Annotated in this window: 21 protein-coding genes; 5 read left to right on the top strand and 16 right to left on the bottom strand. The window is 71.5% G+C overall.

The window, feature by feature from the left end; all coding sequences use genetic code 11:
• Positions 1-49 precede the first annotated feature (49 nt).
• Positions 50-1,318, bottom strand: coding sequence for an APC family permease (locus M8C13_RS16435; RefSeq protein ID WP_252481464.1), 1,269 nt, complete (start codon positions 1,316-1,318; stop codon positions 50-52).
• Positions 1,319-1,372: 54 nt separating this feature from the next.
• Positions 1,373-1,963 (bottom strand): carboxymuconolactone decarboxylase family protein, encoded by a 591-nt coding sequence (locus M8C13_RS16440; RefSeq protein ID WP_252481465.1) that lies wholly within the window; start codon positions 1,961-1,963, stop codon positions 1,373-1,375.
• Between the two features lie 71 nt (positions 1,964-2,034).
• On the opposite strand from M8C13_RS16440, the gene M8C13_RS16445 reads away from it, so the two are divergent.
• Entirely contained in the window at positions 2,035-2,415 is a 381-nt protein-coding gene (locus M8C13_RS16445; protein WP_252481466.1) for a helix-turn-helix domain-containing protein, read from the top strand.
• Here M8C13_RS16445 and M8C13_RS16450 read toward each other — a convergent pair.
• Genes M8C13_RS16450 through M8C13_RS16495 form a run of 10 tightly spaced genes read right to left on the bottom strand, consistent with a single transcriptional unit; the run spans position 2,390 to position 15,585 of the window.
• On the bottom strand, positions 2,390-3,394 hold the full coding sequence (locus M8C13_RS16450) for a S1C family serine protease (RefSeq protein ID WP_252481467.1): 1,005 nt from the start codon (positions 3,392-3,394) through the stop codon (positions 2,390-2,392). The two genes, M8C13_RS16445 and M8C13_RS16450, sit on opposite strands and share 26 nt — an antisense overlap.
• Before the next feature lie 60 nt (positions 3,395-3,454).
• Positions 3,455-4,204, bottom strand: a complete 750-nt coding sequence (locus M8C13_RS16455; RefSeq protein ID WP_252481468.1) for a hypothetical protein — start codon at positions 4,202-4,204, stop codon at positions 3,455-3,457.
• A gap of 17 nt (positions 4,205-4,221) precedes the next feature.
• Complete coding sequence (locus M8C13_RS16460; RefSeq protein WP_252481469.1) at positions 4,222-7,074, bottom strand: discoidin domain-containing protein; 2,853 nt, start codon at positions 7,072-7,074, stop codon at positions 4,222-4,224.
• The gene (locus tag M8C13_RS16465; protein WP_252481470.1) at positions 7,074-8,084 is read right to left on the bottom strand and encodes a glycoside hydrolase family 43 protein; all 1,011 of its coding nucleotides are present in this window, start codon (positions 8,082-8,084) and stop codon (positions 7,074-7,076) included. The genes M8C13_RS16460 and M8C13_RS16465 overlap by 1 nt, the downstream gene beginning before the upstream one ends.
• A gap of 9 nt (positions 8,085-8,093) precedes the next feature.
• On the bottom strand, positions 8,094-9,962 hold the full coding sequence (locus tag M8C13_RS16470) for a glycoside hydrolase family 127 protein (protein ID WP_252481471.1): 1,869 nt from the start codon (positions 9,960-9,962) through the stop codon (positions 8,094-8,096).
• 41 nt (positions 9,963-10,003) lie between these two features.
• Positions 10,004-10,828 (bottom strand): hypothetical protein, encoded by an 825-nt coding sequence (locus M8C13_RS16475; protein WP_252481472.1) that lies wholly within the window; start codon positions 10,826-10,828, stop codon positions 10,004-10,006.
• Positions 10,829-10,845: 17 nt separating this feature from the next.
• A complete protein-coding gene (locus tag M8C13_RS16480) occupies positions 10,846-11,643 on the bottom strand; it encodes a carbohydrate ABC transporter permease (protein ID WP_252481473.1) in 798 nt (265 codons plus the stop codon).
• Positions 11,640-12,491 carry a carbohydrate ABC transporter permease gene (locus tag M8C13_RS16485; protein ID WP_252481474.1) on the bottom strand — a complete coding sequence of 284 codons (852 nt, stop codon included), beginning with the start codon at positions 12,489-12,491 and terminating at the stop codon, positions 11,640-11,642. Before M8C13_RS16485 ends, M8C13_RS16480 begins: the two co-directional genes overlap by 4 nt.
• Before the next feature lies 1 nt (position 12,492).
• Positions 12,493-13,728: a sugar ABC transporter substrate-binding protein gene (locus M8C13_RS16490; protein ID WP_252481516.1), complete on the bottom strand. Its 1,236-nt coding sequence runs from the start codon at positions 13,726-13,728 to the stop codon at positions 12,493-12,495.
• A 36-nt stretch (positions 13,729-13,764) separates the two neighbouring features.
• Positions 13,765-15,585, bottom strand: coding sequence for a glycoside hydrolase family 127 protein (locus M8C13_RS16495; protein ID WP_252481475.1), 1,821 nt, complete (start codon positions 15,583-15,585; stop codon positions 13,765-13,767).
• A gap of 171 nt (positions 15,586-15,756) precedes the next feature.
• Here M8C13_RS16495 and M8C13_RS16500 point away from each other — a divergent pair, with 171 nt between their 5' ends.
• A complete protein-coding gene (locus tag M8C13_RS16500; protein ID WP_252481476.1) occupies positions 15,757-16,854 on the top strand; it encodes a LacI family DNA-binding transcriptional regulator in 1,098 nt (365 codons plus the stop codon).
• On the opposite strand, the gene M8C13_RS16505 is transcribed toward M8C13_RS16500, so the two are convergent.
• Both M8C13_RS16505 and M8C13_RS16510 read right to left on the bottom strand, forming a co-directional pair.
• Positions 16,787-17,329, bottom strand: a complete 543-nt coding sequence (locus M8C13_RS16505; RefSeq protein ID WP_252481477.1) for an isochorismatase family cysteine hydrolase — start codon at positions 17,327-17,329, stop codon at positions 16,787-16,789. The two genes, M8C13_RS16500 and M8C13_RS16505, sit on opposite strands and share 68 nt — an antisense overlap.
• Positions 17,326-18,060 carry a MerR family transcriptional regulator gene (locus tag M8C13_RS16510; protein WP_252481478.1) on the bottom strand — a complete coding sequence of 245 codons (735 nt, stop codon included), beginning with the start codon at positions 18,058-18,060 and terminating at the stop codon, positions 17,326-17,328. Before M8C13_RS16510 ends, M8C13_RS16505 begins: the two co-directional genes overlap by 4 nt.
• Positions 18,061-18,127: 67 nt before the next feature.
• Between M8C13_RS16510 and M8C13_RS16515 the strand changes: the two genes are divergently transcribed.
• From M8C13_RS16515 to M8C13_RS16525, 3 genes are all read left to right on the top strand, one after another.
• The gene (locus M8C13_RS16515; protein WP_252481479.1) at positions 18,128-18,304 is read left to right on the top strand and encodes a hypothetical protein; all 177 of its coding nucleotides are present in this window, start codon (positions 18,128-18,130) and stop codon (positions 18,302-18,304) included.
• Positions 18,305-18,368: 64 nt separating this feature from the next.
• Entirely contained in the window at positions 18,369-19,139 is a 771-nt protein-coding gene (locus M8C13_RS16520; protein WP_252481480.1) for an SDR family NAD(P)-dependent oxidoreductase, read from the top strand.
• Positions 19,140-19,332: 193 nt separating this feature from the next.
• Positions 19,333-19,719, top strand: coding sequence for a DUF3592 domain-containing protein (locus M8C13_RS16525; RefSeq protein ID WP_252481481.1), 387 nt, complete (start codon positions 19,333-19,335; stop codon positions 19,717-19,719).
• Between the two features lie 70 nt (positions 19,720-19,789).
• On the opposite strand, the gene M8C13_RS16530 is transcribed toward M8C13_RS16525, so the two are convergent.
• A complete protein-coding gene (locus M8C13_RS16530) occupies positions 19,790-22,879 on the bottom strand; it encodes a glycosyl hydrolase 115 family protein (protein ID WP_252481482.1) in 3,090 nt (1,029 codons plus the stop codon).
• Positions 22,876-24,192, bottom strand: a complete 1,317-nt coding sequence (locus M8C13_RS16535) for an SGNH/GDSL hydrolase family protein (protein WP_252481483.1) — start codon at positions 24,190-24,192, stop codon at positions 22,876-22,878. The genes M8C13_RS16530 and M8C13_RS16535 overlap by 4 nt, the downstream gene beginning before the upstream one ends.
• Positions 24,193-24,195 lie beyond the last annotated feature (3 nt).

The following is a 24,195-nucleotide window of genomic DNA, read 5'->3' on the forward strand; positions in this document are numbered from 1 at the left end:
GCCAGGCCCATCGGCCACCTGCCGGCGACGGCGGGTGGCCGATGTGGTGTCACCCGACCCGGCGGCGCGCCCGCAGCGCCACCCCGGCCGCGAGGACCAGGCCGACGGCCAGGACCAGCATGCCGCGCAGCCACACCCCGGCCTCGACCTGCGAGGCCAGCAGCACGCAGGACACCGCGCCCAGCACCGGGAACACCGAGGCGATGCGGAAGTGGTCGTGCTCGACCTCGTCGCGCCGGAGCACCAGCACGGCGATGTTCACCGCGAAGAACACCACCAGCAGCAACAGCACCAGCGTCGAGGCCAGCGAGGCCACATCACCGGTGAGCGCGAGTCCCAGCGAGGTCACCGTGGTCGCCACGATGGCCACCCACGGCGTCCGCCGCCGCGGCAGCACCCGGGCCAGCACCGCGGGCAGCAGACCGTCCCTGGCCATGCCGTAGGCCAGCCGCGAGGACATGATCCCGGTCAGCAGCGCCCCGTTGGCCACCGCCGCCAGGGCGATGAGCCCGAACAGCCACAGCGGCACGCCACCGGCCAGGCGGACCACCTCCAGCAGCGGGCCGCTGGAGGCGCTGAGCACCTCGGGCGGCACCACCGCGGCCGCGATCGAGCCGACCGCCACGTACACCACACCGGCGAAGGCCAGCGCGCCGAACAGGGCGCGTGGGTAGGCCCGGCGCGGGTCCTTGGTCTCCTCCGCGACGTTGACCGAGGTCTCGAACCCGACGAAGGAGTAGTAGGCGAGCACGGCGCCGGCCAGCACCGCCGACAGCGGCCCGTGCTCGGCCGTGCCGAACTGCACCAGCCGCCCCGGGTCCGCCTCTCCCCTGGCGATCACCACGATGCCGAGCACGATGACGAGCAGCAGCCCGCCGACCTCCACCACGGTGGCGGCCATGTTGGCGCGCAAGGAGTCCTTGATGCCACGGGCGTTGAGCAGGCCCAGCGCGGCCAGGAAGACCCCGGCCACCAGCACGGTGGGCAGCGTGACGAACTGGCTCAGGTACTCCCCGGCGAACCCGAGCGCGAGGGCCGCCACCGACACCACCCCGGCGGCGAGCATGCAGAAACCGACCAGGAACGCGGCGAACGGCCCGAACGCGCGCTGTGCGTAGTGCGCCGCGCCACCGGCCCGCGGGTACTTCGTGGCCAGTTCCACATAGGACCCCGCGGTCAGCATCGCCAGGCACCAGGCGAGCACCAGCGGCGCCCACACGGCCCCGCCGGACTGCCCGGCCACCTTGCCCACCAGCACGTAGACCCCGGCGCCGAGGATGTCCCCCAGGATGAACAGGAACAGCAGCGGGGTCGTCACGGACCGCTTCAGCGAGAGCGCCATACCGCGCAGAGTTCTCCCGCGTCGTCCCAGCTAAACAAGGACCTGCCGCTGGTCCGCCTCGGGAAAGCGCGCGGCCCACTGCTCGAGCTCGACGCCCGCGACGTTGATGACGGTGGAGATGGTGCGGTACCAGCCCGCGGTGATCACCAGTTCGAGGATCTCATCCGGCGGGAAATGCGCGGCCAGCTCGGCGAACAGCTCGTCGGAGAGCCCGCCGGTGGTGTGCAGTGCGTCGGCCAGGCGGAAGACCAGCGCCTCGGGCGGCGACCACACCGGGTCCTCGGCGTTGCCGTGCACGGTGGAGAAGAGCTGCGCGTCGGTCAGGCCAAGGGGTTTGCCGAAGACGACGGCGTGGACTCCCCACTCGTACTCGGCCCCGCAGAGCGCGCAGGTCCGATGGATGACCACCTCACGCAGCCGGGGCTCGACCCGGCCGTGGCCGAGGATGCCCGCGCCCAGCGGCAGCATCCGGGAGAACAGTTCGTCGTGCACACCGAACGTGCGGAACAGCGCCAGCGGCTCGATCGCCGAGTCCGGCGGCATCCACTTGTCCAGCATCGCCTGGATGTGCGGCTGGTAGGGCGGTTCGAGGGGCGGGATGCGGGGAGCGGTGGTGGCCATGGGCTACCCTCCTGCTTCGGTAATCGAAGCGCACCGTATCGCTTCGGAAACAGAAGCACAAGGAGGAGCCGGTGTCTCAGATCCCTCGTCCGGGACAGCCGGTCCGCGGCTCCGAAACGGGCAAGCCGATCATGGCCCTGCTCGACCTGCTCGGCCGCCGCTGGGCGCTGCGCGTCATCTGGGAGCTGCGCGAGGACCCGCTGACCTTCCGCGACCTGCAGGCGCGCTGCGACGGGATGTCCTCCTCCGTCCTCAACCAGCGCCTCGCCGAGTTGCGCGCGGCCTGGATCGTGGAGCAGGACGGCAACGGATACCGGCTCACCACGGAAGGAACGGAGCTGCTCCTCGCCTTTCCCGCCTTCCAAGCCTGGGCTGACCGCTGGGCCGAGCGGGAAGCAGCGATCAGCCGTCGGCCCGCGGCTCCGCTCAACCGGGCTGTGCGCCGACCGTGACCTGAACGGTTCGCCGTTCCCCGCCCCGCAGCACCGCCAGCTCGGCCACGGTCCCTGGCGCGGTGCGGCGCAGCGCCGCGAGCACGTCCTCGACCACCCGCACCTCGCTCTGCCCCATGCGCACGATCAGATCCCCCGGACGCACCCCCGCGCCGGCCGCCGGACCGCCCGCCACCACCGCCATGACCAGCGCGCCGGACTCGGCCCGGATACTCAGGCGGTCCCGGATGGCCGGGGTGAGCGGAGACAGGGACACCCCGAGGTAGGGGTGCTCGGCCGTGCCGTCGGCCAGCAGCTGCTCGGCCACCGAGGCCGCGGTGGCCGCGGGAATGGCGAAGCCCAGCGACACCGCTCCGGCGCTGGGCGGGATGTAGGCCTCGTTGATCCCGACCACCCGGCCGCCCAGGTCCACCAGCGCGCCACCGGAGTTGCCCGGCGAGATGGAGGCGTCGGTCTGGATCAGGTCGACCAGCGCGCGGTTCTGCGCCGCCGCCCCGGGGATCTCCCGGTGCAGGCCCGAGACGATCCCGGCGGTGACGGTGTTGGCGAAGCCCAGCGGACTGCCGATGGCCAGCACCCGGTCCCCCGCCCTGGGCAGCTCGCGGCGGAACTCCGCCACCGGCAGGTTCTTCCGTTCGGTCCGCACCACCGCGAGATCGGTGATCCGGTCGGTGGCCAGCACGGTGCCGCCGGACTCGCTGCCGTCGGCGTACCGGACGCTGACCTGCCGCTGCTCCCCCACCACGTGCTGGTTGCTGACCACGACATCGGCGCCGAAGACCACCCCGCTGCCCTGGCTCTCCCCGGCGCGCACGGTGACCACCGACGGTGCCACCCGCTCGACCAGGTCGGCGTAGCCGCTGTCCGGGACGGCCGTGCTCGCCGAGGTGGTGGTCACCTGCGGCTGACCGGTCTGCGCGGTGCACCCCGCGGCCAGCACCGCCACCACGGCCGCCGCGGCAAGTCCCATCCTGCTCATGGCCTCGGAATACCCGGCCCGGCCAGGGCCAAGCCAGCGGCGGGCCGGCTGGGGGCGGGGTCAGCCGAGCAGGCGCGCGGCCGGGTGGCCAGCCAGCCCGTGCAGGGTGAGCGCGAGGCGCACGGCACGGCGAACCAGGCCGGGTGCCGCCGCCGCGGGGCCGCCGGCCAGGAAGAGCGGGCGGCTGAAGTCCGACAGGTCGGGCTGCTCGTCGAGGATCGGCTCGGGAGCGGGCATCAGCTCCACGTCGACCCTGGCCAACGACGTGTCCACCAGGCCGCCGCCCGACCAGAGCAGGGCGGCCACCTGGTCGCCGATGCCGTCCGGGTCCTTGGGCAGCACCCGCACCAGTTCCGGCGCGGCGGTGTCGTCGCGGCGGATGCGGTCCAGCAGGGTGGTGACGATGTTGTTGCCGAGCAACGCGGGATGCCGCTCCCCCAGTTCGCGGACGACCCGCGCGCAGAACTCCCGCAGCGCCACGTGCAGCACCGTGCGGCGGGCTTCGGCGCTGCCGCCGGTGAACCGGGAACGCAGCACCACGTCGTCGTTCTGGAAGGCGAACTCGACGAGCCGCCCCACCTCGAAGTCCTCGGCGTAGGAATGCCCCTGGGCCACCGCCAGGTAGAGCCCCCTGGCCACGGCGAGGACCGGCACGAGCGCCGGGCCGACCCGGAGGTCCTGGCCGTCCACGGTGAAGTCGACCTCGCCGAGGAAGCAGTCCGACCCGAGCACCCATTCGTCCGCCGTGGCGAGGTTGACGTGCCGCTGGTAGGACTCGTACGACTCGTCGAGCCGGTAGTCCAGCAGCACGTCAACCTCGCATCACATCAACGGCCGGTGGTCGAGAGTGTAGATGGGCCGTAGACCTTGAGCTCGGTCAAACCGGTGTGGAAGCCGGTCGCGTGGGTCAGCCGCACCCGCAGGCGGTCGGTGCTGACCGGGGTGAACCGCACCCGGTTGTAGTTGGCCCTGGGTATCTCCGGTGTCTTCGCCTGCCCGGAGACATCGGCCCAGGCTTGGCCGTTCCAGTACTGCACGGTGTAGGAGGCGGGGGCCCGGTACTTGTTGCCCGCCCGGTCGTCCCGGAAGTACAGCCGTGCCTCCTGGACGTTCTGGGACCGGCCGAAGTCGAGCTGGTACCAGTCCGTGCCGTTGGGTGAGCCGGAGCTGCCCCAGATCGGCGCGTTGATCGGGAACCCGTCCACCGCGGCGCCTGCCGAGGTGTCCGCGGCGGTGTGCGAGGCCGAGGCGGTGGCGCCCTGGGCCAGGTTGGGCCGCGTGGAGGTCAGGTCGACGCCTGCCTTGGCGAACACGTCGACCATGCGCGCGCTGTTCTGCACCACCTCCTGCGCGGCCTGCAAACCGGCCACCGCCGTGCTGTGCGTGAGGTTTCCGCCAGCGGGCAGCGTCACCGAGCCGGTCGCCGGGTCGTACACCGCGCGGGTGAGCCGGTCCACGGTGAAGGCGCGGGTTCCGTTGAGGTAGACCGAATACCCCTGCGGCACCCCGGGGTAGCGGGTGATGCCGTCGGCCGGGTCGTCCCAGACGATGCTCAGGTCCATGTTGCGGTACCGCAGGTTGTTCACCGCGAAGTGCGACCAGCCGATGCCGATCGGCCACAGCTCGACCTTGGCGTCGGTGCGCGGGCGCAGGCCGGCCACCTCCTCCACCACGGTCCAGTTGCTGCTGCCCAGGATGTTGTGGTGGATCCAGGAGCGGTAGTCGATCCGCTGGGCGCCCGCGTTCCAGTTGGCCCAGAACTCGTTCGCGTCCGGCCACTGCGTGTTGCCGCCGACGTACTGCGCCCAGGCGTTCCAGTGCAACAGCTTCTTGTAGTCCTCGGCGGTCATCCACTGGTTCGGGTAGTTGCGCAGCACCGAGGCGTAGAGCCGGAACTGCACGGTGGAGTTGATGGTGGAGAAGTTGTTCGAGCCGGGGTGCCCGGCGGCCGCGGCCTCGGCCTTGTCCTTCTGGTTGGCGGTGTAGAACGGGAACACCGGGTACTCGGCCGGACTGGCGAACAGCCGCAGCGCCTGCTTGTACTGATCGGTGCTGGGCATCATGCCGACCGAGAACGGGTAGTAGTTGTTGATCTCCTTCCACGGCACGTGGGTGTTGGTGGGCACGTGCTTGTGTTCGAGCAGTTGCCGGTCGGGGTTCCACAGCGTGTTGAGCACACCGGTGCGGATGCGGTCGGCCAGGGCCTGCATCTCGTTGGCCTTGGCGGTGTTGCCGATGAGCGCGTAGGCCCGTTGGGCGGCAATGGCTCCGCTCCACACGTACGCGGTTTCGGCGCGGTCGAGGCGGCCCGGCCGCCAGTCGAAGGACACCGCGTCCGCGTCGTTGCCGGTGAGCGCGCCCCAGTCGTACTCGATCACGCCGTTGTTGTTGGTGTCGTAGAAGGACAGCTGTCCCTTGGCATCGCCCTCGGCGTAGCGGGCCAGCAGCCCGGCGATGGCCGGTTGGCCGCCGTGCAGCTGGTAGCTGCGCCAGGCCGCCTCGGAGATGTACTGGGTGTAGGAGTTGGACCAGTTCTCCGGGTCACCGGGGTTGTCCATGAACCGGCCGCCGCGCGAGGTCTGCCCGGCCGAGAGCCAGGGACCGTAGGAGTAGACCGGGTTGCGCAGGTACTTGAGGTCGTCGATGTGCATCGGCTGGGTCAGCGCGATCGCGTTGTTGTACCCTGTGACACCCTCGATGGAGACCGGGAACTGGTAGTCCTGGCCGGGGATGTCGACGTCGAGGTGGTTGAACCGCATCAGCCACCAGCGGTAGTAGACGCTCTTCTTGATCGCCGCGTCTGGCACGTCGATGTACGGGATGTTGTCGGCCCACCAACGGTTGTACTCACGCACGTGGGTGGCGAAGGCCGTCGCGGGCGAGTGCCCCCGGTAGGCCTGGTACTCGGTGCGGGACTCCGGGATCTCGGTGGCGGGGAACCCCATGACGACCTTGGTGGTCACCGTCTGGCCCGCGCCGACGGTCACCGACCTGCTCAGGCCGCCGGCGCCGGCCGCGAACCCGTCGCCGGAGAGGCGTGGCTGGATGGTGGTCAGGTTGTTCTTCACCGGCCTGCTGCCGGTCAGCTCGTCCCCGGCGACCGTGGTCGCGTACGGCGAGGTGGCGCGCAGCTGCAGGGTGGCGGGTGCGCCGCCGGTGTTGACGATGGCCAGGTTGGTCACCGCCACGTTGTTGTGCGTGATGAACTTGGTCAGCTCCAGCCGGATCGTGCCGCTGGTGAAGACGGCCTTGTAGTGACTGGGTTTCTGCAGTCTGCTGTTCACCTGCTCGGTGAAGGTGCCAGGGGACACCGCGATCGAGTAGGCGTGCTGGCCGCTGAGGTCGTCCCAGTAGGCGGCCTTGCCGCCGAAGCCGATGACCGCGGGATCGTGGGTGTACATGAACAGCCCGCGGCCGCGGGTCATCAGCAAGGAGCCTGCCGGGTCGTTGCCGGGGCGGGCGAGCAGGCGGTCCAGCCAGAAGTCGGTGCCGGAGCTCTCCGCGTCGTAGATCGCCCGCATGGTGCTGCCGGTGTTGTACCCCACCGGTGGCGCCGGGATCGCGGGTCCGGAGAAGGTCGGATAGCCGATGGTCTGCGCCGCGTGCGCGGGCAGCGCGGTGGTCGGCACGGTCAGCGTCGCCGCGAGCAGCACGGCGGCGAGTGCGTGGCGGGTGCGCATCATCCCTCCCGCGAGAGGTGTGGGCCTGCCGGGTTCGGCGGCGGGCCGGTGGTGGTCTGCTGGACCCGCCGCATGGTGCCGTCGGCGTTGAAGTGCACCAGGTCCACCGCGACCGAGCGCCGGAAGTTGCCGCCGCCGGGTGCGTTGGCGTTGTGGTAGACCATGTACCACTGCCCCTTGAACTGCACCACGCCCGCGTGGTTGGTGGTCGAGGAGACCTGGTCGAGCACCACGCCGCGGTGGGTCCACGGTCCCATCGGGCTGGTGGCGGTGGCGTAGCGCTGGCAGGCGTAGTTCGTCGAGCTGACGCAGCCGTTGGTGTCGTTGGCCGCGTAGATCATGTGGTAGAGACCGTTGCGCTTGAACATGAACGGCGCTTCCCAGAAGTTCGTCAGCCCCTGCGGGGTGACCACCGGGCCGTCGAGCTCGATCATGTTCGGCTTGAGCTTGGCCGCCCTGGGCGCCCAGTAGCTGCCCCAGTAGAGGTAGGCCTGGCCGTCGTCGTCGGTGAAGACGGTGGGGTCGATGTTGAGCCCGGAGGAGTTGGGGGTGCTGTCACTGACCAGCGGCCCGCCCTTGGCGTCGGTGAACGGCCCCAGCGGGCTGTCCCCGACCGCGACGCCGATGTTCATCCAGCCGGGACCGTTGCCGTTGACCGAGGTGTACCAGTAGTACTTGCCGTTGCGGGGTTCCACCTCGCTGGCCCAGGCGTCCGCGCCGGCCCAGCGGAAGGTGCCGATGTTGGCGCGGGCGCCCCGATCGGTCCAGGTGGCCGCGTCCGTGGAGGACAGCACCCGCCACTCCCGCATGTGGAAGTTGGTCTGGCCGGGCGCGGCCTCGTCCCGGCCCGCGTAGATGTAGAGGGTGTTGCCGACGACCAGTGGCGCGGGGTCGGCGGTGTAGACGGAGGTGATGATCGGGTTGGCGGCGTGCGCGGCCGGTGTCGCCACGGTGCTGACGGCGACGGTGACCGCGGCGCCGAGGATCAGCGCTCGGCGGGTGGCTCGCATGGGTCCTCCTCAACGACCGGTGGTGCCTTCGGTGACCTGCCAGTAGACGGTGTAGCGCTGCCCGTGCAGCTGGTAGAACGGCATCAGCGTCACCGGGCCGGTGCTGGCCGTCGCGGTGTACCGCAGCGGGCCCGAAGCGGGCCTGATCGTGGCCGGCCGGAGCGCGGGCATCGAGGTCAGGTTCGTGTTGCCGTAGGCGCCTGCCAGCACGATCGGGCCGTGCTTGACCGCCTGCACCGCGCGGTTGTCCGGTGTGGACTCCCGGTGCAGCGCCATCGGCAGGCTGATCTCCACCACGTCGCCACTGGCCCAGGAGCGGTTGATCCGCGCGTAGGAGCCGGGGGTGACCGGGGTGTGCGGTGCGCCGTTGACCAGGATCCGCGCGCCCGTCGCCCAGGCGGGCACCCGCACCCGCAGGTCGATCGGCCCGGAGCCGGTGATGGTCAGCCTGCTGCCGGGCGTCTCCGGGAAGGTGGTGTCCTGCCGCACCGTGATGCCGCGGCCGGGCCAGCGCAGGGTGGCGGCGATGAACAGGTTGACCCACAACGTGGTGCCGGCGTGGGCGTAGATCTGCCTGGAGTGCCCGGTGTTGGTCTCCATGCCGGTGCCGTGGCAGCAGGTGAAGTTGTGGTAGTCGTTGCTGTAGGTGCGGATGCCGCCGGGCCGCAGCGGGGTGAAGTAGCTGTGGTGGCCGTGGCTGGAGCCGGGGTCCTGCGCGCCCAGCAGGTGGTTGTACAGCGCCTTCTCGTAGAAGTCGAAGTACCGCGCCTCGCCCGGCCTGGTGCGGAACAGCTGGGTGGCGAGCTTGAGCATGTTGTAGGAGTTGCAGGACTCGCAGGTGTTGTCGGAGAGTTCGGCGGCGATCCGGCCGGGCGCCTTGAAGTACTCGCCGTTGGAGTTGCCGCCGATGGCGTAGCTGTGCGCGCCGACCACGATGTCGAAGAAGTTGCTCGCGATGTCGCGGTACCGGGTGGTGCCGGTGGCGTGGTACTCGCGGATCGCGCCGATCGCCTTGGGGATCTGGGTGTTGGCGTGGTAGCCGTCGAGCGCGTCACGGTTGACCGCCAACGGGTCGAAGATCTCGGCGTGGTCGAAGTACTGGGCGCTGGTCAGGTGCGCCTGCGTGCCGGTGAGCTGGTACAGGTTGGCCAGCACCTCGTTCATGCCGCCGAACTCGGTGCGCAGCATGGCCTGCCGTTGCGGATAGCTGAGCCTGCCGTTGCGCCAGCCCACCCAGGCCGCCTTCCGGGTGAGCACGGTGAGCGCCTGCGCGTTGCCCGCCAGCACGTGCATGTCGAGCAGGCCTGCCATGATCTTGTGCAGGGTGTAGTAGGGGGCCCAGACCTGTTGCCTGGCCTCGACCCGGTCGATGAAGCTCTCCGGGAACGCGGACAGGTAACCGGTGTTGAAGCCCGCGGTCGCGGCCCGGTCCTGGCAGATCGCCAGCTGCGCCACCAGGTACTCGCCCTTGGCCTTGAACGCGGCGTCGCCGGTGCTGGCATAGGCCTGGGCGAGTGCGGTGAGCAGGTGGCCGGTGGAGTGGCCGCGCAGCTCCGTCGCCGGGGACTCCCAGCCGCCGCAGGGGGTGGCCGAGCTGGGCAGGCCGACGTTGAGCCGGAAGGTGTGCAGCAGCCGGTCGGGGTCGAGGAACTTCAGGTAGGCGTGCGTGCGGGCGGTGCTGGCCTGGAACGGGCCGGGCAGCAGGGACACCGCGCCGAGCGGGAAGAGCTCGGCCGAGACACCGATGTCGGGACGGGCCGCGGCCGCTGCCGGGGTGGCCGGTGCGGGACTGGCCGATGCCGGCGTGGGCAGGGCCGCGGCCGCGGCGGCCAGGACGCCCGCGCGCAGCACCGTGCGCCGGGAGGGCGGGGGGATCATGCGCATCACCTTTCAGAGCAGGGGAGGCAACGCGGGCGGGGTCAGTAGCCGTAGCGGTTCTTCAGGTGCCGCCACCAGTCGCGCAGCATCCAGCGGTCGAACTCGGTGATCACCGCGGAGCTGCCTGCCTTCATGATGAAGCGGTCGACCCCGGTGGGTGTCCAGTCGTAGAAGTCGTCCAGGCCGAAGGTGTGGCCGATCTCGTGCAGCAGGATGGTCACGTCGGAGGCGTTGAGGGAGTTCATGAAGTACTCACTGCCCATCCGCTGGCCCCAGTCGCCGCCCGCTCCCCCGCCCATCCCGGCGGTGAGCCACAGCGACTGGTCGTAGTGCCGCGCCACGCCACCGGGGCAGCGCGGGTAGCTGCCGTTGCGGTTGAAGAAGCGCCCGCAACCCTCCGAGCACTGCGGCGCGTTCTCGCGGATGTCGTTGACGTAGATGTCGACGGAGTTGTCGTTCCACTTCAGCTGGTTGCGGTCACGCACCGCCCAGCCCACCACCTTGACCGGCACACTGGCGTACGGCCAGTTGTTGTGGCCTGCCATGGCGTCCATCCACTTCTTGTACTGCCGGGCCAGCTGGGCGTGGATGGCGTCGCGCTGCGCCACGGTCACCGCCGCCGGGGAGTCCCAGCGCACGCAGAAGTTCAGGTAGCCGCGGTTGGCGAAGATCTGGTCCCAGCCGTAGTTGCGGAAGCCGTAGAGGTTCGGGTAAGTGCTTTCCTGGTGCTGCCACACCTGGTTCAGCGGGGTGACCAGGTGCGCGGGCGGTGACCAGGAGTCCGCGGCGGTGGCCGGGGTCGTCCCGGTCAGCACCAGCACCGCCGCGAAGACAGCGGCCACATAACCCTTCCAGAGCCGGATCATCTTTCCTCCTTCTATTCTCAGCCCTTCACCGCGCCGGAGGCGAACCCCCGCACGTAGCTGCGCTGCAGGACGGCGAAGAGCAACAGACAGGGCACCGCCATGACCACCACGCCCGCTTCCAGTGCGGCGTAGTCGATTGAGCCGTGGCTCGCGGTGCGCATGTTGACCACGGCGAGCGTGGCGGTGAACTTCTCGGTCGAGTTGAGCAGGATCAGCGGCGCGAAGAACTCGCTCCACGAGGACAGGAAGGCGAACAGGCCCACCGTGAGCAGGCCAGGCCGGACCACCGGCAGCATGATCCGCACCAGCGTGCCGAAGCTGGAGCAGCCGTCCACCCGCGCGGACTCCTCCAGCTCGACCGGCACGGCGGCGAAGCTGTTGCGCATCATGAAGGTGGCGAACGGCAGCTGGAACACCACCAGCACCACGCTCAGCCCGATCAGCGAGTCCTGTAGCCCGAACCAGCCCAGCAGCACGTACAGCGCGATCAGGATGGTGGCGTATGGCACCATGAGGATCGCCAGGGTGAGCAGGAACAGCAGGTCGCGGCCGGGGAAGCGGAACCGGCCGAAGGCGTACCCGCCCAGCGTGGAGACCAGCAGCGTGCCGCCGACGGTCAGCAGGCTGACCAGCACGCTGTTGAGGATGTGCCGAGGGCTGATCCCGCTGGCCGAGGTGAACAGCCGCTGGTAGTTCTCGGTGCCGAAGCCGGTCTCGGTGTGCACCGACGCCCAGCCGCTCCACACCAGCGGGAACAGGAACAGGATCGCCAGGCTCGCGCCCGTGAGGTGGTAGCCCCAGCTCGACCGTCTCATGTGGACCTCCTGCGCAGCACGCGCAGCTGCACCGCGCTCACCACCAGCAGCACGGCCAGCAGCACCACCGAGATCCCGGCGGCTGAGCCGAGGTCCAGCCGCACGAAGGCCTCCCGGTAGATCACCATCACCAGCGAGGTGGTGCTGTTGTCCGGCCCGCCCCTGGTGAGGATCCAGAACTGGTCGAAGGCGAGCAGCGAACCGGTGGTCATCATGGTCAGCACCAGCGCGATCGTCGGGCGCATGAGCGGCACGGTGATCCGCCGGAACAGCTGCCAGCCGGAGGCGCCGTCGATGCGCGCGGCCTCGTAGACCTCCACCGGGATGGCCTGCAACCCGGTGAGCAGGATGAGCATGTTGAAGCCCGCGAACCGCCACAGCACCAGCAGCACCGCCGATCCCAGCGCGGAATCGGGGCTGCCACTGGTCAGCGACACGTCCCCGGCCACCAGGCCGAGCCGGGCCAGCGGGCCGATCTCGTTGCTCAGCAGGCCGAGGAACAGCAGCGAGGCGCTGGCGAAGCCGAGCACCGTGGGCAGGAAGAACGCGGTCCGGTAGAACCCCACGCCCGGCCTGCGGTGCTGCACCAGCAGGGCGAGCCCGAACGCCACCGCGAACAGCAGCACCGTGATGATCACCGTGTACTTCAGGGTGAACCAGGCCGCGTTGCCGAGCAGCTCGTCGGCGGCCAGCGCGGTGTAGTTGTCCGGCGCGTTGAACGCCGGTTTGCCCAGCAGCGGCCACCGGTGCAGCGACATCCAGCCCAGGAGCCCCAGTGGCACCAGGAAGAACACCCCGACCAGGACCGCGGTCGGCGTGGCGTAGAGGGCTCCGGCCAGGCGGGACATCTCAGCCCTGCCGCAGCGACTTGGTGATGGCCGAGTTCCCTTCGGCCAGCGACCGCGCGGCATCGCCGAACAGCGCCCCGCGCACGGTGCGCAGCCACGGGCTCTGCGGATCGTTGAAGGAGGCGTTGAAGTTGCGGGCATACGGCGTCCGGCCCTTGGCCACCAGGTTGTTCACCGTCACCAGCCGGGGATCCGCCGTGGCGTACTTGTTCGTCGCGAGGTCGGTGCGTGCGGGCACGCCCTTGCCCTTGGCGATGACCTCCACCTGCGCCTGCTCCGACATCGTCCAGGCCAGGAACTCCCAGGCCTGCTCGGCTTTCCGGCTGGTCGCGCCGATGCCGATGGCGTCGCCGCCGACGAAGGTGGACTCACCGCCCGCCAGGCCGGGGATGGGCGCCACGCCGAGCTTGGTGCCCTTGCTCTCGATCGGGTCCAGCCACACCGACGGTCCCGGCGCGATGCCGACCTTGCCGCTCTGCAGCGCGCCGAGCCAGGTCGGTCCGGCCTCGTCCTTGGAAGCGGGCGCGGCCACGCCCTGCTCGTAGAGCCCGCGGTAGAGGGCGAACACCTCGGCCATCTCGGGTGAGTCCACCTTGGCGGTGCGGCCCTCGGCGTCCAGCACGTCACCGTTGGCGGCCCACACCGACGGCCACAGCGTGAACTCCACGCAGCCACCGCAGTTCCCGCCGAGGTAGGTGCCGTGCACCTCACCGCCGAGCCGGTCGATCCGGTGCGCGTGCTCGGCGAACTCGCGCAGGGTGCGCGGCGGCCGCTCGGGGTCCAGGCCCGCCTTGGCGTAGAGGTCCTTGTTGTAGAGCAGCACCGACACGTCGATGGTGTGCGGCAGGGCGTGGTTGCGGCCCTCGGCAGTGCCCGCCCGCACGTGCGAGGGCGCGATCGAGTCCTTGTGCGGCAGGGCGGCGAACCGGTCGGTGATGTCCGCCCACAGGCCCTGCGCGCTGTACTGCGGCGCGAACACCACGTCCGCGGCGAACAGGTCCGGCAAGGCCCGCGCGCCACCTGCCGAGGCGAGCTTGGCCGGGTACTCCTCGTTCGGGTAGGCGGTGACCTGGACCTTGTCGCGGTGGGTGGCGTTGTAGGCCTCGGCGTAGGCCTTGCTCACCGACTCGGTCGCCGCGCGGGTCCACAGGGTGAGCGTCACCCCGTCACCCGCGGCGTCCGTCCCGTCGGCACCGCAGGCCGCGGTGGCCAGCACCAGCGCGAGCGCCGCCAGCATCGCTTTCACGGTCTCTCCTTTGAGACGTGGCGCGGATCAGGCCGTGGGCAGCCAGACCCGCATGGTGGCCGGGCCCCGGCGGGCCCAGCGGTGGTAGGGAACCAGCCGCAGCGCGGCCGGCGGGCCAGGCAGCCCGGCATGGTCGCCGTAGGGCCAGGAACGGTCCTCCGGCAGGCCGGAGCGGGTGCGCACCAGCGCGCCGTCGCCGTCGGCCACCGGGGCGGACCCGGTGTCGACCCGCAGCGCGTCGAGATCAACCTCGCCCAGCGACTCGGCGCACAGCACGAGCGGGCCGCGTTCGACCGCGACGCAGCCGCGCACCGCGTCGATGCGCGGATCCGGCCAGGTGAAGCGGGGCCGCATCGGCAGTTCCAGCCGGAGCTGCTCCCCCACCGCGAAGTCCCGGTGCACCACGACCTCCCCCGGCTCGACCGGGCGGCGCTCCTCGCCCACCACGAGCACCGCCCCGCTCGCCCAGGCCGGCACCCGCAACGTGATCGACCAGGGACCACCGCCGGTCCGCGTCACCCGCACGGTCACGGTGCCCTGCTCGGGGTAGGCGGTGCGCACCTCCAGGCCGGCCTGGCGCCCGTCGGCCAGCCGCGCGGAGATCTCGCAGTCGGTGTACTGGTGCAGGCGCAGCCCGGTCTGGTCCGCGGTGCCGACGTAGGAGGCCAGGCTGGCCAGCAGCCGCGCCAGGTTGGGCAGGCAGCAGGAGACCTCGAACCACGGCGCCCGCGATCCGCCGCCGACGCCCAGCCGCTCGCCGTCACCGGGCACTGAGCGGGCGGCCGCGCGCTGGTGCAAGGTGTTGGTGTAGAAGAAGCTCCGGCCGTCGTCGCCGATCGCCGCCGCGATGAGGTTGTGCAGCAGGCGTTCCACCACCTCGGCGTAGCGGCCCTCGCCGGTGGCCAGCAGCAGCCGCCAGGCCAGCATGATCGCGGCCACCCCGGCGCAGGTCTCCGCGTAGGCCCGGTCCGCGGGCAGCTCGAAGTCCTCGCCGAAGGACTCGTCCTGGTGCCGCGAGCCCATGCCGCCGGTGAGGTGGGTGCGCCGGGCCCAGGCGTGGTCGAACTGGGCGATCACCGCGCCCAGCAGGTCCTCGTCACCGGTCTCCACCGCGACGTCCACCGCGCCGCTGGCCAGGTACAGCGCGCGCACCGCGTGCCCGCGCAGCGTGCTCGCCTCGCGCACCGGCACGTCATCGCTGAAGTAGGACCAGCCGAACTCGTGCGCGGGCAGGCTGCGGAAGCCGCGCCGGGCCAGGAACAGCGCGGCCTGGTCGAGGTAGCGCTGCTCCCCGGTCACCCTGGCCAGCTCGACCAGCGCGGTCTCGATCTCCGGATGTCCGCACACCCCGGGCAGGCCGCCCTGGCCGAAGGTCGCGCAGACGTGGTCGGCGGCGCGGCGCGCGATCTCCAGCAGCGGCCCGGCCCCGCCGGTGCGGGTGCGCGCCACCGCGGCCTGCAGCAGGTGCCCGGTGCAGTAGAGCTCGTGGCCCCAGGCGAGATCGCTGTACCGGGGCGGCTGCCCGTGCCTGCCGAAGGCGGTGTGCGCGTAGCCGTCCGGGGACTGCGCCGCGCCGATCATCCCGGTCAGCGCCTCGATCCGGGTGTCCAGATCGGCCGCGGCGGTCCGGCCGTGTTCCCAGGACATCGCTTCGACGATCTTGTAGACCTCGGAGTCGGAGAACTCCCGCCCGCGCCGCTGCGGTGAGCCCGCGCCCGCGGCCACGGTGGTGAAGTTGCCGGTCCAGCCGAGCTTGTCCATCCAGTTCAGCGCGTGCTCCAGTGTCACCGCGCCGTTGACCTGTTGGCGCTGCGCCCAGAAGCCACCGGTGAGGCGCACCTCGTCCATCCCAAGTGGACGGAGCGCGCCCCGGGACGGGACTACCGGCCCGATGCCGCTGTGGGTGTTGCCTCGCATAGCCACATCACGCACCATGGACGCCGAAAACGATTTCGACAATGGACCATTCGAGGCAGTGGCCGTCGAACACGCAGTCGATACCGCGTCGAAAGGATCTTGATGGGCAGGCGCCGGTCGGAGGCGGTGACACTGGCGGATGTGGCCAGGCTGGCGGGTGTCTCGATCGCCACCGCGTCGAAGGCGATCAACGACCGGGACGAGGTGGCCGCGGCCACCCGGGCCCGCGTGCTGCGCGCGGCGACCGAGTTGTCCTTCCAGCCCAACGCCCTGGCCCGCAGCCTGACCTCCGGCACCACCCGCGCCATCGGCCTGCTCACCGACGACCTGGGCGGCCGGTTCGCCATGCCGATCCTGCTGGCCGCGGAGAACGCGCTGGCCAACGAGGAGATGTCGGTGCTGCTCTGCGATGCCCGCGGCGATCCGGTCCGGCGCAGGCAGCACATCCGCACGCTGCTGGCCCGGCAGGTCGACGGTTTCCTCATCGTGGGGCACAGCAACGACATCCGCCCGTCAGTGACCGCCGACATCCCGGTGCCCGTGGTGTACGCCTACTGCCAGAGCGCCGATCCGGCCGACCTCTGCCTGGTCTCCGACGACGCGGGCGGGGCGCGGCTGGCCATCGAGCACCTGATCTCCTTGCGGCGCAGGCACATCGCGCACATCACCGGCCCGCAGGGCTATCAGGCCGCGCGGGTGCGCGCCGTCACCGTCCGCCAGGTGCTGGCCGAGCACGGGCTGCCGCTGGCCGGTGGCGAACCGCGCTACGGCGAGTGGTCGCAGCGCTGGGGCAGGCAGGCCGCACGTGAGCTGGTCACGGACACCCAGGACGTCGACGCGGTCTTCTGCGGCAACGACCAGATCGCGGCCGGGGTCACCCAGGTCCTGCCGGAGCTGGGCCTGCGGGTGCCCGAGGACGTCGCGGTGGTGGGTTACGACAACTGGGAGATCTTCGCCGAGGACGGCGATCCCTCGCTGACCACGATCGACCTGGATCTGCCCCAGCTGGGCACGGCCGCCGTGCGGCACCTGCTGGCCGCGCTCCGCGGCGCACCGGCCACCGGCGCGGTGCGGCACCCGGGCCGGCTGGTGGTGCGGGAGTCCACGGCGCGAGCTCCGGCCGGCCTCCTGGTCAGTCCCGGAACACCTCCGCCGCCGCGCACACCCGCACCGTGCCGCCGGGGTGGATGCCGGTGCTGAGGATCCGGTTGTGCCGGTTGACGATCTGCTCCGCGCTCAGCCCCGCCTCGGGGTCGCCCTCGGCGGCCGGGGCGTGGCCGTCGCCGACCAGCAGCACGTCCAGGCCGTGGCTCAGCGCGGACCGGGCGGTGGCGTCCACGCAGTAGTCGGTGGCCACGCCGGTCAGCACCACGGTGTCCACGCCCCGCTCGGCGAGCAGGGCCGCGAGATCGGTGCGGTAGAAGGCATCCGTGGCGGTCTTGGGCACCACCACGTCCGTTGGCGCAAGGCCCAGCCGCGTGCTCAACTGGCTGCCCGGCGACTCGGGGTCGAACAGCGTGCCGGGGTCGCCGGTCTGCCGCAACGCGATCACCGGCACACCCCGGTCGCGGGCGGTGCGCGCCAGCGCGGCGATCCGGTCGGCCAGTGCCGCCCCGCGCCAGATCAGCGGGATCAGCACCTCCTGCATGTCCACGATCAGCAGCGCCGGCCTCATGTCCGGGCCGCCTGTGCCGCGGCCTTGCGGCGGTGGTCCAGCTCGGCGAAGATGCGCTGCCAGGTCGGGGATGCCTCGGCGACCCGGGAGAAGGCGAACCGCGCCTGGTCCGCCTCGCTGACGTCGTGGCCGCGCTGGAGCTCCCAGGCGTAGAGCTCCTCGATGAACTCGTCCACCCGGGGATCATCCGGCTCCCAGCTGAGCGACTCGTCGCAGCGCAGGAACAGGCGCACCGTCTCCGGGTCCTCGAAGCTGGCCTTCTTGGCCGCCGCCCACTCCGGCACGGCCTCAGGGTCCAGTGCCTGCAACAGGATCCAGGTGTCGCGTTCCAGCCGCAGCGTGGGTTCGCTGACCCCGAGGGCGCGCATCCGGTCCAGGTTGGCGACCACCTCCGGCGGCAGCACCAGCCCGTCGCCGCTGACCAGTGCGGCGATCCGGCGGCGGTGCTCGGCGAGCTGGTCCATCTTGCGCCGCAGCTCCGCGTCGAGGTCGGCCACGGCCTCGGCGAACTCGGCAGGCTGGGCGTGCCGCAGCGCGTCGATGCGGGCCAGCGGCACCCCGGCCTCGGCCAGGGTCTTGATCCGGATCAGGTCCACCGCCGCCTGCGCCGGGTAGCGGCGGTAGCCGGAGGAGTCGCGTTCGGGCTCGGGCAGCAGGCCGACCTGGTGGTAGTGCCGGACCGCGCGCACGGTCACGCCCGCGGTGGCCGCGAGCTGGCTGATGGTGAGCACCGGCCCGAGTCTAGCGGGCGACCGCCCGCGCACTGCGGGAAGTCACAGCCCTGGCGCAGGCCGATTGATGAAGTGCTTCAAGAAGAACAGCGACCGCCACACCGGCACCAGGGTCGGCTGGTCCCGGGTGCGCTACCGCGGGTACGGCCTGGTGGCGGTCGAGGTGGCACCGGCGCGGATGACGGTGCGGGCGCTCGCCGAGGGCGGCACGCTGATCGACGAGCTCACGGTGCGCCGCGCCTGAACACCGGGGCGGCACCTGGTGTACTTCCCGGACGAGGGCGTACGGGTTCGGGAGGGGTGGCGCGGTGGTGGAGCGCAGAGGGGTGCTGGTCACCGGGGCGTCCCGGGGCATCGGCCGGGCGGTGGCGGTGGCCTTCGCCGGCGCGGGCGAGCGGGTGGCCGTGCACAGCACCAGGGCGCACGAGGACGCCGAGGCGACCCTGGCCGCACTGCCGGGCGACGGGCATGCGCTGGTGACCGGTGATCTCGGTGATCCGGTTGCCGCGCAACGGATCGCCGCGGACGCGGTGGCCGCGCTGGGCCGGGTGGACGTGCTGGTCAACAACGCCGCCGTGGCCCCCACCGCGGCCAACCGGCACGACCCCGCCGAGGTCGGCTACCCGGACTGGGTCGCCGCCTGGCGGCAGATGATCGAGGTCAACCTGCTGGGCGCGGCCAACGTGTCCTGGGCGGTGGCCCGGCACCTGATCGACCGCGGCGCGCCGGGCAGCATCGTCAACATCGGTTCGCGCGGCGCCTTCCGCGGCGAACCGGCCCACCCGGCCTACGGCGCGAGCAAGGCCGCGTTGCACGCCCTCGGCCAGTCGCTGGCGGTGGCGCTGGCACCACACGGGATCGCGGTGACCTCGGTGGCGCCGGGGTTCGTCGCCACCGAGCGGCAGCAGGCCAAGCTCGGTGGCGAGACCGGGGACGCGCTGCGCCGGGAGAGCCCGTTCGGCCGGGTCGGCACACCCGAGGAGATCGCGCACACCGTGCTGCACCTGGCCGCGCCGGAGTCCGCCTGGGCGTCCGGGACGATCGTGGATCTCAACGGGGCTTCGTACCTGCGGTCTTAGTAGTCAGTTCAGAACGAGCTCGCGTGTCGGCTTTGCCGGTGCGGCAAGGTGTTCCAAGATCAGCGCGTCCGTTATCGGCAGGCGCAACGCCGGGGCGCGGCGCGTCATGGCGGGTTTGGGGAAGTGCGCGGCGAGGAACCTCGCACCCATGGGGAACTTGTCGTCCCGGCGTCCGCCGGCGTGGTTGTTCGGGTTGGTCGGCGCGATCGTGATCGGGGGCTTCGCTTGGGCGACCTACCAGGTGTGGAGCAACGACCAAGCGTTGGCCGAGCGCGGCCGGCGGGCGATGGCCAAGGTGGTGGACACGCACAAGCGCGACGAAGTGGAGTTCCGCACCCAGGACGGCAGGCAGGTGCGGGCGTTGATCGGGCAGCGGCTGTCCGGTCCCGCGGTCGCGGTAGGTGAGGAGATCGAGATCGTCTACGACCCCGCCGACCCGACGTCGGATGTCGACGACGCGCGCGCGACCGGCGACCGGTCCTTCGCCTACCTGATGGCGGCCATCACGATCCTCGCCGCAGCGGCCATTCCCGCGGTGACCTGGCATCTCGCCCGGATGTCGAGGACAAAGGTCCGATAGCCCTTCCGCCCTGTGCCGCTCGAAAAGTCATCGCTGCTGGTCAAGCGGAAACCCATGCTGAACTGATCGCTCAGAGGCGCAGGCTTTCGGGTGGGCCGAAGTAGCTCGGTCGCGGTCCGCCGGTGTCGACGATGAGGTGTTGCAGCACCACGGTCGGGTCGACCATCCACACCGTGAGCACGTGCGGCCCCGGCTCGGCGATGACGTGCCGGGTCGCGAGGCGGTGCACGTTGTCCGAGGTGGCCCGGGCCCACTGGCGGTTCATGGTCATGTCGTCGCTGCCGGAGGCGGTGGTGGTGTTGACCACCTGCGGCCGCTCCCCGTCGAAGCCGACCGCGTAGCGCGGCCCGCTGCCCGGCAGCACGTTGCACCGCGGTGACAGGTAGGCCCACACCCTCACGGGGCCGGTGGTGAACAGCGTCATCCGGTATTCCAGCCGCGGTCCCGCGCCCACGGCCTGGCTCGGCGCGGTGACCGGGAACGGGGTCATCCCGGCGCCGGTCCGGCCCAGGTCCGGGATGCGCCGCCACTTCGCGGCCGCGGTGCCGATGTTGGCCGAGCAGTGCTCCGCCGCCATCGAGACGTGGCCACCGGCCTCGATGAAGCCGCGCCGCCAGGCCGCGGGCAGCTCGGGGTTGGCGATGACGGCCTGCACGGTGACCTGCCGCCCAGCGCCGGAAACCGTTATCGGCAAACGGGTTGTGCCCTTCGGCGCCCGCGCCCAGTCCACCCGCACGGTCATCCGCAGCTCGGTGGTCACCTTGCCGCCCCTGGGTTCGACCAGCAGCCAGGGCGCGCCCGTGGTCACCGTGCAGTGGAACGGTGTGCGGCCGCGGTTGAACACGTCCAGGTACTGCCCCGGCGTGGTCTGGAACGGGCTGAACTCCGGCAGCACGGGGTTTCCGGGCGCGGCGGGCCACCAGCGTTCGTCGCCGTCCACGGCGACCCCCAGTTCGGCGGCGACCGGCAACGTGAGCCTGCGCACCGGGGGGAAGACCTCATCCGGCAGCGCGATGTGGTCGCGTTCCGGTTGCTGCCACGGCGCGTCCGGGCCGTAGCGGGCGATGTCGCCGTAGCCGATGTGCGGCTGGGTCTGGAACCCCCGCCACTTCCCGCCGGCGATCCCGGTGTTGTAGCGCTCGGCCAGCGCCTGGTCCTGCGCGAAGCGGGCCTCGGTGACGGTGGCCAGCTCGTTGGCCGAGGCCCGGCCCTGGGCGGCGTGCAGCAGGTTGGTGAACTCCGCGCGGCGCAGGGCGTAGAGGTTGGCCGAGGCCTGCACCGGGTAGCCGACCAGCTCGAAGTAGGCGTCCCGGCAGGCCGCGGGCACCCGGGCGGCGAGCCGCTCGGCGCGGGCGGCCAGGGCCTGCCACTGCTCGGTGACGGTGTCCAGCTCGCGGTAGTGCACCAGGCTGAACGGGCTCGCCTGGTCGTCGTAGACCACGGCGTCGGGGTCGGTCGCCGGGTCCTTGGCCGGGTCCAGGGTGATCCGCCGGTTGAGCAGCTCCGGCTTGCGGCGGGACTGCAACGACCCGTAGGTGTGCATCACCTCGGCCACCGCGGCCGCCAGTCCCCGGCCGAAGTTCTCCCCGGCGAACTGACGCTCCCATGTGGACAGTCGCTCCAGCGGCCACGCGTGCGGATCCCACGCGTAGTCCAGGAAGAACTGCAGTGGCAGCTCCTGGCCCTTCATGTCCCCGACGTTGACCACCCAGAGCCGGTCGGTGCCGTAGGCCATGGCCTGGTGCAGCTGTTCCCAGGTGTTGGCCAGCAGGGTGGTGTCCACCCACTTGTAGTTGCGCCCCAGCCCCACGTAGTCGAAGTGGTAGTACAGCCCGTACCCGCCGGCGCGCGGTGGCAGCTTGGGATCGGGGTGCTTGCGGATGTTGCCCCAGTTGTCGTCGGTGAACACCACGGTCACGTCGTCGGGCGGGCGCAAACCCTTGTCCCAGTAGCGCTGGACCTCCTTGTACAGGGTCCAGACCTGCGGCACGGTGGTCACGTCGCGGCCGGTCTCGCGGGCCAGGATCTCCCGCTCGGCGGCCAGGATCTCCCGCATCAGCTCGATGCCGTCACCGTCGGGCAGGCGGGTGTCACCGTTGCCGCGCATGCCGATGGTGACCACGCCCTCGAAGTCCTCGCGCACCATCCGGCGGATGCCCTCGGCCCAGTACGCCTTGACCGCCTCGGCGTTGCGCCGGAAGCTCCACTCCCCCGTGCCGCCGTAGGGATCCCGGCCAGGGGTGACGATCTTGCCGTCCTGGTCGCGCACCGCGGGCACCGCGTGCCGGTTCCACTCCTCGATGCCGCGCATCATGGGCGCCTCGTGCGAGGTGCCCATGACCACGCCGTACTCCTTGGCCATGGCGTGGTTGCCGGGGTCGTCCTCGGCGAAGGCGCGTCCCCACACCGCGGGCCACAGGTAGTTGGCGCGCAGCCGCAGCATCGTCTCGAAGACCTTGGCGTAGAAGTGGCGGTTGAACCCACCGGGGTGTCCGGGCGCCAGGCCGGGCCCGAAGTAGGCCGGGGCCCAGGTGCCCAGCGCCGGGTTCTCGTCGTTGATGAAGAACCCGCGGTACTTCACCACCGGCGTGCCCAGGCTCTGCCGCTGGCCCCGCACGTGCAGTTCGGCGGCCCGGACCGGCGGCACGTCGGCCCACCAGTACCAGGGCGAGACGCCGATCCGCCGGGACAGCTCGTAGACGCCGTAGATCACCCCGCGCTGGTCGCTGCCGGTGAGCACCAGCCGGCCGCCGACGACCTGGCTCAGCGAGGTCTCCCACGCACCCGCGATGCCGGTGACGTCAAGCCGTTGGGACGCAACAAGTTCGTCCACCAGCGGGCTGGCGCCGATGGTGCCGATCAGCACCACCGGGCCGGGCGGGATCCGGTCGGTCACCAGTTCCGGCCGGATGCCGGTGACCCGCTCGACGTCGGCCTGGAGGTCGGCGGCCACCCGGCGCACCCCGGGCGCGTCCGCCGAGCTCACCACCAGCGTCGCGGCCTTTCCCTTTGCCACCAAGGGGAACCGGCCACCACCACGCTGCGCGGTGACGTACTCCTCGGTCCCGGCCGAGGCCACGCCGGGGGTGAGCGCGCTGGCCGCGCCGAGCGCCGTGAGCAGCCGGAGGAAGTCCCTGCGCTGCACGCCTTCGGCCGTCATCGCGGGCTCCCGTTCACACCGGTGAACAGGCGTTCCGGCACGGCGTTGGCCAGGGCCTGGTAACCGGCCGGGTTGAGGTGCAGGTGGTCGCCGGTGTCGTAGGCGGGCAGCAGGGTGGACGGGTCGCGCGGGTCCCGGACCGCCCGGTCCAGGTCGATCACCGCGTCGAAGCGGTTGCTGGTGCGGACCCAGTCGTTGACGCGCTGGCGGGTGGCTTCCCGCAGGTTGCCGGGGTCGTCGTAGCTGGAGCCGCCGAAGGGCAGCAGGGTCGCCCCGTACACCCGGATGCCCTGGGCGTGCGACTGGATGATGATCTGGTCGTAGGCGGCGATCAGCTCTTCGGACATCTGTTGCTGTGCCTGCTCGGTGAGCGCGGAGCCGCCGATGTCGTTGATCCCCTCGAACAGCACCAGCCAGGCGACCCCGCTGTGCGCCAGCACATCCCGGTCCAGCCGGGACAGCGCGCTGGGGCCGATGCCGTGGTTGAGCACGCGGTTGCCGCCCGCGGCCTGGTTGAGCACGGCGACCGCGGCGGTGGCCGGGTTCGCCTGCAACCGGGCGAGCAGCCGGTCCGGCCAGCGGTTGTTCAGGTTGTGGGTGGAGCCGCGCCCGTCGGTCAGCGAGTCGCCGACGACCGCGACAGCCGCGGCGGAGGCCCCCGACCACACCTCGATCCCGCTGAGCAGGTACCAGCGGTCGGTGGCGGTCGGCCGGGTCAGGTCGGTGGCCATGACCTCGTTGCCCTGCGCCAGGTGCGAGGTGGTGCGGGAGCCGGGGTGCGCGGTGACCGAGTTCGACGGCAGTCCCTGCGCCAGGTACGCGGTCACGGTGAGGTTCGCCTGGGCGGCCACCGGGAAGTCCAGCGGATCGGACACCGTCTGCGCCCCGCGCTGCACGATGGTGGACGCCTTGCCCTGGAAGGTAACCGGCCGCACGGAGCCCGGCTGGACAGCGCTGACCCCGGCCGCGCCACCCTGGGGCAGCGCCACCGACACCGCGGCGATCGGCAGGGGCGCGGTGCCGAAGGCGTTGGAGAACCGCAGCCGGATCCGGGTGCCGCCCAGGGAGGCGTGCACGGTCTGGCGCAGCGTGGCGTTGGCCAGCACCACGCCGTCCTGGGTGAACGGCGGCGGTGGCAGGTCGGCGGTGGCGGCCTGCTGCGGCATGGCGGTCCAGGTGTGCACCCAGTGCGCGCCCGCGCGGTCCGGCCGGGTGGCGGCGGCTCCGGAGGAGGTGGCCAGCACGAGTGCGAGCACGGCCAGTACGAGGGCGGCGGGTCTGCCCCGGCGGGGGCGGGCGGCGAAGGGGTACAAGGA

Origin of the sequence: Crossiella sp. SN42 (genome assembly GCF_023897065.1) — a bacterium.
Classification (GTDB): Bacteria; Actinomycetota; Actinomycetes; order Mycobacteriales; family Pseudonocardiaceae; genus Crossiella.

What these genes read in the sequence shown, in the direction of transcription:
- M8C13_RS16470 (WP_252481471.1), bottom strand. Translation starts at nt 9,962, where the DNA reads ATGATCCCCCCGCCCTCCCGGCGCACGGTGCTGCGCGCGGGCGTCCTG.
- M8C13_RS16475 (WP_252481472.1), bottom strand. Translation starts at nt 10,828, where the DNA reads ATGATCCGGCTCTGGAAGGGTTATGTGGCCGCTGTCTTCGCGGCGGTG.
- M8C13_RS16505 (WP_252481477.1), bottom strand. Translation starts at nt 17,329, where the DNA reads ATGAGGCCGGCGCTGCTGATCGTGGACATGCAGGAGGTGCTGATCCCG.
- M8C13_RS16515 (WP_252481479.1), top strand. Translation starts at nt 18,128, where the DNA reads ATGAAGTGCTTCAAGAAGAACAGCGACCGCCACACCGGCACCAGGGTC.
- M8C13_RS16495 (WP_252481475.1), bottom strand. Translation starts at nt 15,585, where the DNA reads ATGGACGAGGTGCGCCTCACCGGTGGCTTCTGGGCGCAGCGCCAACAG.
- M8C13_RS16460 (WP_252481469.1), bottom strand. Translation starts at nt 7,074, where the DNA reads ATGCGCACCCGCCACGCACTCGCCGCCGTGCTGCTCGCGGCGACGCTG.
- M8C13_RS16465 (WP_252481470.1), bottom strand. Translation starts at nt 8,084, where the DNA reads ATGCGAGCCACCCGCCGAGCGCTGATCCTCGGCGCCGCGGTCACCGTC.
- M8C13_RS16490 (WP_252481516.1), bottom strand. Translation starts at nt 13,728, where the DNA reads ATGCTGGCGGCGCTCGCGCTGGTGCTGGCCACCGCGGCCTGCGGTGCC.
- M8C13_RS16440 (WP_252481465.1), bottom strand. Translation starts at nt 1,963, where the DNA reads ATGGCCACCACCGCTCCCCGCATCCCGCCCCTCGAACCGCCCTACCAG.
- M8C13_RS16485 (WP_252481474.1), bottom strand. Translation starts at nt 12,491, where the DNA reads ATGTCCCGCCTGGCCGGAGCCCTCTACGCCACGCCGACCGCGGTCCTG.
- M8C13_RS16480 (WP_252481473.1), bottom strand. Translation starts at nt 11,643, where the DNA reads ATGAGACGGTCGAGCTGGGGCTACCACCTCACGGGCGCGAGCCTGGCG.
- M8C13_RS16500 (WP_252481476.1), top strand. Translation starts at nt 15,757, where the DNA reads ATGGGCAGGCGCCGGTCGGAGGCGGTGACACTGGCGGATGTGGCCAGG.
- M8C13_RS16530 (WP_252481482.1), bottom strand. Translation starts at nt 22,879, where the DNA reads ATGACGGCCGAAGGCGTGCAGCGCAGGGACTTCCTCCGGCTGCTCACG.
- M8C13_RS16450 (WP_252481467.1), bottom strand. Translation starts at nt 3,394, where the DNA reads ATGAGCAGGATGGGACTTGCCGCGGCGGCCGTGGTGGCGGTGCTGGCC.